Source organism: Mycolicibacterium septicum DSM 44393, from assembly GCF_000455325.1.
GTDB classification, from domain to species: domain Bacteria; phylum Actinomycetota; class Actinomycetes; order Mycobacteriales; family Mycobacteriaceae; genus Mycobacterium; species Mycobacterium septicum.
Map to the genome: position 1 here is coordinate 1,626,682 of NZ_HG322951.1, position 12,753 is coordinate 1,639,434.

The window sequence follows — 12,753 nt, forward strand, 5'->3', positions numbered from 1 at the left end:
CAGGGCCAGCGCGTCGATCAGCGAGCCGTTGATCTGGATGCGGGTGACGTCACTGAACGCGGCCAGGAGTGACAGCGCCGTGACGCCGACGATGGCCACCAGCGGACCGGGCACCTTCTTCACGGCCTTGGGCGCCCAGCGCCAGGCCACCAGGATCGCGATCACCAGCGCGCCGAGGACGACGCCGTGGCCGTGGGCGTTGACCAGCTGACCGGGCAGTTCGGTGACGTTGGCCCAGGCCGAGCTGTTGGAGCTGCCACCGAGCAGCACGTGGATCTGCTGCAGCGCGATGGTGATGCCGATACCGGCCAGCATCGCGTGCACCACGACGGGGGAGATGGCCAGTGCGGCGCGCGCCACCCGGCTCAGTCCGAACAGCACCTGCAGGATGCCGGCGCACACGGTGATGGCGCAGGTGACCTTCCAGCCGAACTGCGAAATCATGCTGGCCACGACGACCGTCAGGCCGGCCGCGGGCCCGCTGACCTGTAGCGGTGATCCGCCCAGGGCGCCCGCGACGATGCCGCCGACGATGGCGGCGATGATGCCGGCCAGCACCGGAGCGCCGGAGGCGACGGCGATACCCAGCGACAACGGCAGGGCGACAAGGAACACCACCAGGGAGGCGGGCAGGTCGTATCGCAGAACGGCCCGGGCCCGTTCGGCGAGTTGGGTGGTTTGCTGCATGACGCGCCTCCGTCTGGAGTTGGTGATGCGCGGACCCGCCTCGTTGCGAGTCCGCACAGAGATATTGACGCCGTTGTCGGTAACAACCGCGAAAGGTGTTGGAGCACAGCGCGACACATGTCGACTTATGGCTCATATGTAGCTGGGCAACACCCAATTGCTGTGGGCGAGCGTATTTATCGCTGTGGGCCCGTGCAAGGAAGTTTGGGCCATGCATAGAGAACCCAAATGTTTCGTTGGGGTATCGGAGCCAGTGAATATGCCTGGTGCGCAGGGGAAATCATTCAACAAATGGCGATCGGCGGCACCAATTGTTCATCTACTCGTTTGAAACTGTATGTATCGCAATATGTTTGAGCCAGGTCACCACAGGTCACAAAGGTGACGAAGGTCATAGAAGAATCATAGAAACAGCATTCCCTTAGAACTCCATATGAACTCCGTGACAACACTCTGTGCACTCCGCACAATGGAAACATGACGACGATGTCCGTTTCCCCCCGCGCCCAGCAACCCCGCCAGGCCATCCTCGGACAGTTGCCGAAGATTCACCGCGCCGACGGATCAGCTATCCGGGTGTTGCTGGTCGATGACGAGCCGGCGCTGACCAACCTGGTGAAGATGGCCCTGCACTATGAGGGCTGGGAAGTCGATGTGGCGCACAACGGCCATGACGCGGTAGCAAAGTTCGACGAGATCGAACCGGATGTGGTGGTCTTGGACATCATGCTGCCCGACATCGATGGGCTGCAGATCCTGCAGCGGATGCGTGAGGCCGACGGCTACACGCCGACGCTGTTTTTGACGGCCAGGGATTCGGTGCTGGACCGGGTGTCGGGGCTGACGGCCGGGGCTGATGACTACATGACCAAGCCGTTCAGCCTGGAGGAGTTGGTGGCGCGGCTGCGTGGGTTGTTGCGTCGGTCCAGTCACACCACGCCGCCGGCCGATGAGACCTTGAAGGTCGGGGACATGGTGCTCGACGGCGCCAGTCGTGAGGTCACCCGGGCTGGTGAGCCGATCAATCTGACGGTGACGGAGTTCGAGTTGTTGCGGTACTTGATGCGTAATCCGCGCCGGGCGTTGAGTCGGGCTGAGATCCTGGATCGGGTGTGGAATTACGGGTTCGGCGGGAAGTCCAGCATCGTGGATCTCTACATCTCCTACCTGCGCAAGAAGGTCGACACCGACCGCGAGCCGATGATCCACACCGTGCGCGGGGTGGGTTACATGCTGCGACCTGCGTCGTGACCCGCTGATGCCGCCCAAAACCAAATGGTGGTGGCCGCGCTCGCTGCGCCGCCAATTGGTGCTGGGTGTCAGTGCGATCGTCACGGTGGCGCTGGCCGCGGTCGGTGCCTTGTCGGTGTACAGCCTGCACACCTATGTGTCGACGATGAGCGATGCCGAGGTGACGCGGTCGTTGGCGGCGTTCAGCCACTCCTACGAGAAGTGGCGCGAAGGTCAGGCCGGACACGTACTCACCGCGGACGCCGAGGCGCTCACCGCGTTCGTCGGACAGGCCCCCGGCAACCTGATCGCGGTGCTGCACGACGGCGAGGTGATCCAGTCGGCGGTGTTCTCCGATGGTGAGCCGCACCCGGCTCCGGTCTCGGTGACGCGCGCCCTCGACCAGTACGCCTGGACCGACGAGCACCCCCGCACGGTGAAGCTCCCGGCACTCGGCTCGTACCGGCTGGCCAGCCAGCCGGCGGGCAACGGCGATGTGCTGGTGTCCGGGGTGTCCATGGAGAGCGCGAACCTGGTGATCGCCCGCAAGACGGTGACGGTCGCGGTGATGATCGTCGTCGCCCTGATCGCCACCGCACTGGGCACGGTCGCGGTGGTGCGTATCGCCCTGCGGCCGTTGCGCCGGGTGGCGGCCACCGCCGCCAAGGTGGCGACCCTGCGCTTGGACGGTGGTGATCACCGCATCACGGCGCGGGTGCGTGACAAGGACACCGATCCGGACAACGAGGTCGGAATCGTCGGGGAGACGCTCAACCAGCTGCTGGCCAACGTCGACAGTGCGCTGGCCGAGCTGGCCGCCTCTGATCGGCGCACGCGGCAGTTCCTCACCGATGCCAGCCATGAGCTACGCACCCCGCTCGCGGCGATCCAGGGATATGCCGAGCTCACCCGGCAGGACAGCGCGACCCTGCCGCCGACCACCGAATACGCGCTGGCCCGTATCGAGGCCGAGGCGCGGCGGATGACGGGGCTGGTCAGCGACCTGCTGTTGTTGTCCCGGCTGAGCGAGGGCCAGGACCTGGAGACCGACGACATCGACCTGAGCGATCTGGTGGTCGACGCGGTCAACGACGTGGCGGTGGGCGCACCCGAACATCACTGGGTGGCCGAACTGCCCGACGATCCATTGTGGGTGCGCGGCGACCTGGCCCGGCTGCATCAAGTGGTCAGCAATTTGTTGACGAATGCCCGGGTGCACACACCGCCCGGTGTGACGGTCACCATTGCATTGACCGAGGCCGATGAATTTGCGGAATTAACGGTTACCGACGACGGTCCGGGAATAGATGCGGAATTGTTGCCGAATCTATTCGGAAGATTTGTCAGGGCCGATAAATCGCGGTCGCGAGAATTGGGTAGCACCGGGCTGGGCCTGGCCATCGTGGCGACGATCGTCGAGGCTCACCAGGGCACCGTCGCCGTGGCCTCGAAGCCAGGTGAAACGGTGTTTACTGTGCGTATCCCACTGGACCGCGAGTCCGCTCCGGATGCCGCTGCCGGGCACCTGAAAAATATGAATCCCGCATGAATATTCAATGCGTGACAATTCATATGCGTTCCTTCGTATGTGTTCAATATGAGTTGATGGACTCGGGCGAATTACCTGCATAGGCTGAAATCAATTCAGCAAGGAAGGCAGGTAGTTCAATGAGGAACACCGTCAAAAACACCGTTGTCGCCACCATCGGAACCGGCTTGGCCGTGGGTGCGCTGGCATTGGCCGGCCCGGCTGCTGCGGCACCGAGCGGAACGGGGTCGGCCCAGCAGACCATCAAGCAGCTGGAGGACGAGGGCTACCGCGTCATCTTGTCCCGCGTCGGCAGCGGCTCGATCAACGACTGCAACGTCAAGGCGGTCCGTCCGGGCCGTGACATCACCGAACTCAAGGCAGCGCCTCGGGGCAACACCGAGGAGCGGGTCCGCTACACCACGGTGTACGTCGACCTCGCCTGCGGCGGCAAGTAGCCGAACCCCGGAGCGGTGGACCGCACTACCGCCCCGGGTTAGGGTGGCCGCGTGCTGAGCAGAGTGGTGATTGGCCTGGTGAGCGTCGCGGGGGCGGCAGTGATGAGCGTGCCCGGCGTGGCGGTCGCGGACCCGGAACCCGCGCCGGCCGCCCCCAATGTCAACGCGTATCCGCCCGTCAAGACCTCTGAATACGCGGTGATGGACAACAACTGGTACGCCTTCAGCATCCCCGAGGGCATCACCTGCGTGTTGCAGCGCAGCGGCACCTACGGTTGCAGCGGCCCGATCCCCGCCGCACCCAACGGTGCGAATCTGGTCAGCGGCGGGCCCGGAGTTCCCGGGTTCGCCAGCTCGCCGGCCCCGGTGTTCGGCGTCGTGGAGAATCCCAAGCCGTTGCCGCCGAACTCGCGGATCAGCTACCAGACGATCAGCTGCGGCACCGACGGTGTGTCGACCTCATGCATCGACGGGCGCAACCAGGCCGGTTTCGTGATCAGCCCGTCGGGCAGCTTCGTCATCGGTAAGCAGGAATCGGACTTCAAACCCACCTTCCAGATCGGCTGACGCTCAGCCGATTCCTTCGAGCGTCTCCATGTCGCTGGTGCCGATCTTCGCGATCACTTCCGGTGACCGGCGCTTCAGAATCCAGTACCAGGCCAGCGCGGCGGCAACCGTGGCCAGGAACAGCCACGGGATCACGTTGAGCGGGTAGGCCGGAACCGGATACACGTTGGCGTAGAACACATATGCCATCGATCCGATGGCCAGCGCGGCGGCGGGCCAGACCAGCGGGACGCGGACCTTGATGCTGCGGAGGAAGACGACGGCCGCGATCGCGGCAGCGGCGTAGGCCACCATGTAACCGTAGGTCCCGTAGGTGTCCACCCAGGTCACGACGTCCATCGCATCGACGCCGCCCAGGTACAGGACCACGGGCACCGCGATCACCAGGGGGCTGACCGAGATCAGGGCGCGGTGCGGGGTCAGGTGGGTCGGGTGGGTCCGGCCGATCGCCGACGGAACCACACCCTCTTTGCCCATCACGTACAGGATGCGTCCGATGACGTTCATCGGTGCGACCACCACGGCGAAGAACGATGCGGCGATACCGAAGTTGAGGATCGGGTTGAACCAGCCCGGCATGCCGACCAGGGTCGCGAGATCGTTGAGCGGCTGGGCGGATTCGCCGAGGTCGGGTCCCAGTGCGGCCACCTGGGTGTAGGCGGCGAAGACGTAAAGCACACCCACGCCCGCGGCGCTCCACATGATCGCCCGTGGCACCGCGCGGTAGGGATCCTTGGCCTCCCGGGCCAGGGCGTCGGCGCTGGAGAATCCGACGAAGCCCAGGATCGCCAGCACCATGCCCACCGCGATTCCCGACGGCTTGGCGCCGGTCAGGTCGAACTGGTCGGCGTCGAACGCGTTCGCCCCGAGGTGTACCAGGGTGAAGACCAGCAGCAGGGTGATGATGGACACCGAAATCAGTTCCAGCACAAGCGAAACTCGTGCGGAGAGCCGGATACCGCGGATGGTGAACAGGGTGGCCAGCGCGCCGAGGACGACGGCCAGCACGATCTGTGCGGCCACCCCGTGGACCGGAATGCCGAGTTGGTTGAGCAGGGTGGCGGTGTAGGCCACCGAGCCGCTCAGTGAACCCGCGGCGATCCCGAAGCATCCGATGATCAGGCTGACGCCGGTCAGGTAGGCGCCGAACGGTCCCAGTGCGGTCGCGGCATAGCTGTACAGCGAGCCCGCACTCGAGCGGCGCTTGGCGAACTGCGAGATGCAGTAACCCACCGCCAGGATGACGACGGTGGCCAGCGCGAACGAGACCCAGGTGCCGTTACTGGCCGTGGTGTAGATGGCGGCGGCGGTGAACGCGATGACGGCACTGGGCGCGATGTTGGCGATGGCCTGCGCGGCGAGTTCGCCGCCACCCATCACCCCGCGGCGCAGCCCGGCATCCCCGCTCGGGCTCTCGGCCCGGGTCTGAAGATCTTCAGTCACTTGGGATCTCGATTCTTCTCAGGCGTTCGGGACGAGGAGTTGGCGCAGTGCGTGGCCGGCGGCCAGATCGTCGAGGGCGGCCGCGGCTTCGGCCAGTGGCCGCCGGGCGGAGATCATCGAGGCCAGGTCGAGGTTGCCCGCCATGACCTCGTCGACCAGTTGCGGGATGTCACGCTCGGGCACCGCCGAGCCGTAGTTGGAGCCCAGGATCCGTTGATCGGCCTCGGCCAGCGCGAGCGGGTCGAAGCTGGCGCGTTCGCCGGCCGGCGGCAGACCGACGATGACGGCGGCGCCGCCGAGGCCCAGCGCGGCGATGGCCTGCTCGGTGGTGGCGATCTTGCCGATGGCGTCGAAGATGTAGTCGTATCCGTCGGGCAGCACCTCCCGCAGGGCGGCCACCACGTCCTCGACCGCCGAGGCGTCGACGGTCTCTGTGGCCCCGAGTTTGCTTGCCAGTTCGAGCTTTTCGGCGACGACGTCCACCGCGACGATGCGCGAGGCGCCGGCCAGGCGGGCGCCCTGCACGCAGGCCAGTCCGACCCCGCCGCAGCCGATCACCGCGACGGTCGAACCGGGTTGTACGCCTGCGGTGTTGCGCACCGCGCCCACTCCGGTGGCGATCGCGCAGCCCACGATCGCGATGTCTTCCAGGGGTGCGTCCTTGCGGACCTTGACCGCGCCGCTGCGGGGCACCACGACCTGCTCGGCGTAGGAGGACACCCCGAGGTAGTGGTGGATCTGGCCGCGTTCGTTGGACAGCCGGGTGGTTCCGTCGTACAGGGTGCCGCCGGTGGCCACGACCGACGCGACCAGCGCGCACTGGGCCGGCCGGCCGGCCTGACAGGCGCGGCATTCGCCGCAGCCGGGCACCCAGCTGAGCACCACGTGGTCGCCGGGTTCGAGGTCGTCGACGCCGGGCCCGACCGCGGTGACGACGCCGGATCCTTCATGGCCCAGCACTACCGGCGCCGGGATGTCCCAGGCTCCGGTGGTGACGTGCAGGTCGGAGTGGCAGACGCCGGCGGCGGCGATCTCGACCCGGACCTCGCCCGGGCCGGGGGCGGCGAGGTCGACGTGCTCGATGCTGATGGTCCCGTTGCCGTCGAGGACGGCGGCCTGAATCCGCGTCGACTCGCCGTTGGGTTCGGTTGCAGGTGCAGACACCGCGTGCCTTTCTGTGCTTCGGGGGGCACCGCCACGTGTAGGGTTCAATGCCATAAAACGATGGAACGTGTTTTACACCACTAAACGAACGGGCGTCAACAGGAAGGGGCAGCTGCAGTGGGGGACGGCCAGCAGACCGGCACGGAGACCGGCATGGGACGGGCCGGGGCACGGCTGCGCGAATTCCGTGGTCAGCGCGGACTGAGCCTGACCGAGGTGGCCGCCCGGGCCGAGGTGACCAAGGGTTTCCTGAGCCTGGCCGAGCGGGGGATGACCAATGTCTCGGTCCCGGTGTTGATGCGGATCTGCGACGCCCTGGAGATCGGCGTCGGCGACCTGTTCGAGTACCCGTCGGCGCCGGTGGTGCGCAGCGGGGCCGGGGCGCCGCTGGAGATGGGCGGCCACGGGGTCCGGGAAGAGTTGCTGACCCCGAAGTCCGAACACCACGTGCAGGTGATGCACACCGTCATGCGCCCGGGCGGTGGTTCCGGCGGGGCCTACCGGCTGGATGCCGCAACGGTTTTCGTCTACGTGCTCAAGGGTGGGCTCAGCATCACCGTCGAGGGGCAGACCACGTCGCTGGACACCGGCGACAGCATGACCTTCGGTGCGACCCAACTGCATGACTGGCACAACCCGACCGACGGCGAGGCCGAGGTGCTCTGGACCATCGCTCCGCCGGTCGGGGCCGAGGACTTCCGCGCCGCGGTGCGCGGCGCCTGACGGCAGGATTGCGCGAAAGGAACGCAGTGGTTGTTTTCAGTGAGGCACGACCACAGCGTCACTCTCGGCGCAGAAAACTCAGAACCCGGAGCCGTGCACCTCGTGGCCGGGCTTCTCGACCATCAGGCCGTAGTAGGCGTCCTCCACCTTGGCGCCGTGGTTGATCACACTGTCCACCTCGCGGGCGATGGGCATGTTGAGCCCGTACTTGTCGGCGAACTCCATGATCACGCTGGCTGCCTTGACGCCCTCGGCGACCTGATTCATCGAGGCGATGATCTCGTCGACCGTCTTGCCCGCACCCAGTTGCTCGCCGACATGGCGGTTGCGGCTGCGCTGGCTGGTGCAGGTGACGATGAGGTCTCCCATGCCGGCCAGGCCGGCGAAGGTGTCGCGATGCCCGCCCATCGCCTCGCCGAGTTTGGACATCTCCCGGACCGCCCGGGCCATCACCATCGCGCGGGTGTTCTCGCCGATGCCCAGTGAATAGCCCATGCCGACGGCGATGGCGTAGACGTTCTTGAGCGCCCCGGCCATCTCCACCCCGATCACGTCGTCGGTGGTGTAGGTGCGAAATCGCTTGGTGCGGAACAACTGCGCCAGGTTGGCTGCCAAATGCTGATCGGGCATGGCCAGCACGGCGGCGGCGGCATAGCCTTCGGCGACCTCGCGGGCGATGTTCGGCCCGGCCAGGATGCCGGCCGGATGTCCGGGCAGCACCTCGTCGACGATCTCACTCATCCGCCGGTTGGTGCCCTGCTCCAGGCCCTTGACCAGGGAGACCACCGGGACCCACGGCCGCAGTTCACGGGCCAGTTCGGTCAGCACCCCGCGGAAACCGTGTGACGGCACGCCCATCACGATCACATCGGCACAGTTGGCGGCCTCACTGAAATCATTTGTGGCCTTGAGGCTTTGGGGGAGTGCGACTTCGTTGCCCAGGTAGCGCGTGTTGCGGTGGTTGTCGTTGATGTCCTTGGCGGTCTCCTCCGAGCGCACCCACTGCAACGTCGGCCCGCGCCGAGCACAGATGGAGGCCACGGTGGTGCCCCAGGATCCTCCGCCGAGGACGACGACGTTGGGTTCGCGTTGCGCTGGTGCCATGGCGATCAGAGTATTGCCGGGACGCCGTTGCTGAGCCCAAGTTGTCGAACTGGATCAGCCCGTGGTGGTCCGCCGACGGTCGCATCTTCGGTCGATCGCGATGATCGAGGCCATCTACTCCGCTGGACCGGTGATTCCCCTTCCGCGAACCATGACCATACTTTAAAGTATGGTCATGGTCGGGATCTGCGGCATCAGCCGGGCGGACGAGTGGCCCGCACGAGATCCGCCGAAACCCGACTGACATCGCCTGTAGTCAGTAGACTTCGGCGCAGCGGCGAGCCCGGCACCGGGCGCCATCCGCCGGCAAAATTCCGGGACCTTTTTCCACGGTTTCGACATGATCGGCAAAGTTAACGGGCATGCGAGGCACTGATTTCGTGGTGAGTTCGTCTGCAGGGCGCGTAATCGTGACCGATCGGGGTGCGACCCTTACGCGGGCGTCAATCCGAAGGACGTCCGCTGTGGCCTGAATGCACTGCATTTACAGGTGATACAGGAAGTGACAAGCACGCGCCCGCGCGTTGGAGCGGAACCGGCGATGCGCTGGGGGGATGGCTACGGATTTGCCGGAAATTGATGAGCCAACCTCGCTAAGTGAATGATAATTCGGCAAAACATTGACGAGGGATGAGCGCCGACGTTACGGTGCCAACCACTGCGAGTTATCCGGCCGGCGGTGGCCATATCTCGGCCTGGGGAGGGATTGTCTGTGTTCGTTCTGCTTCTTAATGAGAGAGGATGACGGCGCCGCCTGAGAGTGTGGCTGATGGGGTCGAACCGGAACGCGGAATCGACGCCATCGAGAACTGGGCCACCGGCTATGCCAGGCGTCATCCGCTGGCATCGCTCACCACGGTCGGGGACCAGTTCGTACTCGGAGTCCGGACCGTCCAGATTCTGTTCCTCGACCTTCTGACAGGTCGCTTCCAATGGCAGGAGTTCGTCCGCCAGGGTGCCTTCATGGCTGGTACGGCCGTGCTTCCCACCGTGCTGGTGGCCCTGCCGATCGGCGTCACCCTCTCGATTCAGTTCGCCCTGCTGGCCGGTCAGGTCGGCGCGACGTCGCTGGCCGGTGCGGCCAGCGGGCTGGCCGTGATCCGGCAGGCCGCGTCGCTGGTCGCCGCCGTTCTGATGGCCGCCGCAGTCGGGTCGGCGATCACCGCCGACCTGGGCTCGCGGACCATGCGGGAGGAAACCGATGCCATGGAGGTCATGGGCGTCTCGGTGATTCAGCGGCTGGTCGTGCCGCGCTTCGTCGCCGCGATCATGATCGGCGTCGCGCTCACCGGGGTGGTGTGCTTCGTCGGCTTCCTGGCGAGCTTCCTGTTCAACGTCTACTTCCAGAACGGCGCCCCCGGCAGCTTCGTGGCAACCTTCGCCTCGTTCGCTACCACCGGCGACATGATCGTGGCCCTGGTGAAGGCGGTGATCTTCGGCGCCATCGTCGCCGTGGTGTCGTGCCAGAAGGGGCTGTCCACCAAAGGCGGTCCCACCGGTGTGGCGAACTCGGTGAACGCGGCGGTGGTGGAGTCGATCCTGCTGCTGATGGTGGTCAACGTGGCGATCAGCCAGCTCTACATCATGTTGTTCCCCCGAGTGGGGCTGTGACATGACAGCCTCGACATTCGTCCCACCGTTACTCGCACCCTGGGTGCGGCTGTACAAACGGGCCTCCCAGCCGGTCATGCGGCTGGGCCACATGATGGTGTTCTTCGTCCGAGCACTGACAGCGGTACCGATCGTGCTGCGGCACTACCGCAGTGAATTCGTCCGGCTGCTGTCCGACATCGCCTGGGGCAATGGCTCACTCGTGGTCGGTGGCGGCACCATCGGGGTGGCGGTGGTGCTGGGCATCACCATGGGAGCGCTCGTCGGCATCGAGGGATACAACTTCCTCGACCTCCTCGGGCTCGGCCCGGCCACCGGCATCATCTCGTCATTGGTGAACACCCGTGAGCTGGCGCCGATCGCCGCGTCACTGGCCTTCGCCACCCAGGCCGGTTGCCGGTTCACCGCACAGCTGGGGTCGATGCGCATCGCCGAGGAGATCGACGCGCTCGATTCCATTGCCATCCGCCCGATCCCGTACCTGGTCACCACGCGGCTGATGGCCGCGGTGATCGCGGTGATCCCGCTCTACGCGCTCTGCCTGGCGGTGAGCTATCTGACCACCCAGGTGGTGGTCTTCCTGATCAGCGGCGGCTCGAGCGGTTCCTACCTCCACTACTTCAGCCTCATGCTGTCCGGGCAGGACATCCTCTACTCGGTGCTGAAGGCAGTCATCTTCGTGTGGATCGCCTCCACCGTGCAGTGCTACTACGGGTTCTACGCCTCGGGCGGACCGGTGGGCGTCGGCGTGGCCGCCGGCCATGCCATGCGGGCCAGCATCACCGTGGTGGTCATCGTGAACATGCTGCTCACCATGGCGCTGTGGACGGTCGATTCAGGAGCGAGGTTCGGCGGCTAGATGGGCAACTCGCTGGAAATGGACGGGCGCGGCCCGACCGACCGTCAACTGCTCGCCTGCGGTGCCGCGGTACTTGGTGTGGCAGCACTGGTTTCGACGTTCCTTCTGGTGAAGGCCACCGGGCGGCTGGATGCCCGGGTGCCGGTGGTGGCCGCCCTGATCAATGTCGGCGACGGTCTGCCGCAGCGGTCCGACGTCAAGTATCACGGCGTACTCGTCGGGATGGTCGACGATGTCGTCCCGGCCGCCAACGGCGACCCCAACTTCGTCCACATCGACCTCAAACCCGAATACGCCGGCTCCATCCCCAATACGGTGACCGCACGCGTGGTGCCCAGCAATGTGTTCGCGGTGTCGTCGGTCCAGTTGGTCGACCGCGCCGGCGGGCCGGCAGATGGTTCGAGTCCGGGTGCCGCAATTTCTGCGGGTGCTCAGATTCCCGAGGACACCGAACTGCCGACGGTGTTGTTCCAGACCACGATCAGCAAGCTGCGCGACGTGCTGGCCGCCACCGGGCGCGGTCGTGAGGACAAGACGGTGGGCATCCTGGCCGCGGTGAACGCCGCGACCGAGAATCGCCGTACCGAATTGCTCACCAGCGGAGCGCAATTGAACCGGCTGATCGATCAGCTCGACTCGGTGGTGGCCACCGAACCCGAACAGACCACGGTCTCCGCCCTGATCGACGCGACCCACGGGCTGCAGCAGACCGCGCCGGATCTGCTCGATGCGCTGCACAAGGCCGTGCAGCCGATGCAGACCCTGGTCCAGCAGCGCTCACAGCTGAACACGATGATCAACGGCGGGATCAACACGGTGGGTACGGCCCATACCGCGCTGGACAACCACACCGATCAGCTGGTCAAGACCACTTCCAACCTGACGCCGGTGCTGGGTGTGCTGGCCGACACCTCCAACAACTGGGTTCCGGCCTTCGTCAAGCTGAATCAGTTGTCGGGCAAGTTCTTCGACAACGTCTGGATCCCCGAGCATGACTTCGGCAACATGCGGGTGAACCTGTCGCTGACGCCGAGCTACGCCTACACCCGGGCCGACTGCCCGCAGTACGCCGGCCTCAAGGGCCCCAGCTGCTTCACCGCGCCGCTGGTGCCCACCCGTCCCTCGCTGCCGGACGTGTTGCTGCCGGAGAACTTTCAGCCGCCGGCCGATCTCGCACCGCCCGCCGGAACGGTGCTGGGCGCCAACGGGAATCTCGTCGCGGTCGGTCCTCCGTTGGTCAATCCGAACCCCAACCTGGCCGACCCGAACCCGCCGCTGCCGCCGTGGATGCCACCGGCCGGGCCGGTGCCGGGGACGGCGAATCCCGCGCTGATGCCGACGCCACCCCCGCCGGTGCCACCGTCGCCGGTCGCGCCGGT

12 protein-coding genes are annotated in these 12,753 nt (G+C 66.0%); 8 read left to right on the plus strand and 4 right to left on the minus strand.

The features are described from left to right. A partial coding sequence (locus TX88_RS34985) for a SulP family inorganic anion transporter (protein WP_044515836.1) occupies window positions 1–687 on the minus strand: 687 nt, incomplete at its 3' end. Between the two features lie 477 nt (window positions 688–1,164). Between TX88_RS34985 and TX88_RS07640 the strand changes: the two genes are divergently transcribed. From TX88_RS07640 to TX88_RS07655, 4 genes are all read left to right on the plus strand, one after another. Beyond that, a complete protein-coding gene (locus TX88_RS07640; protein WP_044515838.1) occupies window positions 1,165–1,938 on the plus strand; it encodes a response regulator transcription factor in 774 nt (257 codons plus the stop codon). Between the two features lie 7 nt (window positions 1,939–1,945). Continuing rightward, entirely contained in the window at window positions 1,946–3,466 is a 1,521-nt protein-coding gene (locus tag TX88_RS07645) for a sensor histidine kinase (RefSeq protein ID WP_044515839.1), read from the plus strand. Window positions 3,467–3,585: 119 nt separating this feature from the next. Beyond that, a complete protein-coding gene (locus TX88_RS07650; protein ID WP_044515841.1) occupies window positions 3,586–3,903 on the plus strand; it encodes a hypothetical protein in 318 nt (105 codons plus the stop codon). 51 nt (window positions 3,904–3,954) lie between these two features. After that, window positions 3,955–4,470: a hypothetical protein gene (locus TX88_RS07655; RefSeq protein ID WP_044515843.1), complete on the plus strand. Its 516-nt coding sequence runs from the start codon at window positions 3,955–3,957 to the stop codon at window positions 4,468–4,470. A gap of 3 nt (window positions 4,471–4,473) precedes the next feature. On the opposite strand, the gene TX88_RS07660 is transcribed toward TX88_RS07655, so the two are convergent. Further along, on the minus strand, window positions 4,474–5,913 hold the full coding sequence (locus tag TX88_RS07660) for an APC family permease (RefSeq protein WP_044515845.1): 1,440 nt from the start codon (window positions 5,911–5,913) through the stop codon (window positions 4,474–4,476). An 18-nt stretch (window positions 5,914–5,931) separates the two neighbouring features. After that, window positions 5,932–7,077, minus strand: a complete 1,146-nt coding sequence (locus TX88_RS07665) for a zinc-binding dehydrogenase (protein ID WP_110917908.1) — start codon at window positions 7,075–7,077, stop codon at window positions 5,932–5,934. Window positions 7,078–7,194: 117 nt separating this feature from the next. Between TX88_RS07665 and TX88_RS07670 the strand changes: the two genes are divergently transcribed. After that, a complete protein-coding gene (locus tag TX88_RS07670; protein ID WP_244438376.1) occupies window positions 7,195–7,800 on the plus strand; it encodes a helix-turn-helix domain-containing protein in 606 nt (201 codons plus the stop codon). Window positions 7,801–7,878: 78 nt separating this feature from the next. On the opposite strand, the gene TX88_RS07675 is transcribed toward TX88_RS07670, so the two are convergent. Next, window positions 7,879–8,904: an NAD(P)H-dependent glycerol-3-phosphate dehydrogenase gene (locus TX88_RS07675; RefSeq protein ID WP_044515846.1), complete on the minus strand. Its 1,026-nt coding sequence runs from the start codon at window positions 8,902–8,904 to the stop codon at window positions 7,879–7,881. Window positions 8,905–9,645: 741 nt separating this feature from the next. On the opposite strand from TX88_RS07675, the gene TX88_RS07680 reads away from it, so the two are divergent. The 3 genes from TX88_RS07680 to TX88_RS07690 all read left to right on the plus strand — a co-directional run. Next, the gene (locus TX88_RS07680; protein WP_044515848.1) at window positions 9,646–10,515 is read left to right on the plus strand and encodes an MlaE family ABC transporter permease; all 870 of its coding nucleotides are present in this window, start codon (window positions 9,646–9,648) and stop codon (window positions 10,513–10,515) included. 1 nt (window position 10,516) lies between these two features. Beyond that, entirely contained in the window at window positions 10,517–11,374 is an 858-nt protein-coding gene (locus tag TX88_RS07685; RefSeq protein ID WP_044515849.1) for an ABC transporter permease, read from the plus strand. After that, the coding region (locus tag TX88_RS07690) for an MlaD family protein (RefSeq protein ID WP_044519183.1) at window positions 11,375–12,753 on the plus strand (1,379 nt) is incomplete at its 3' end.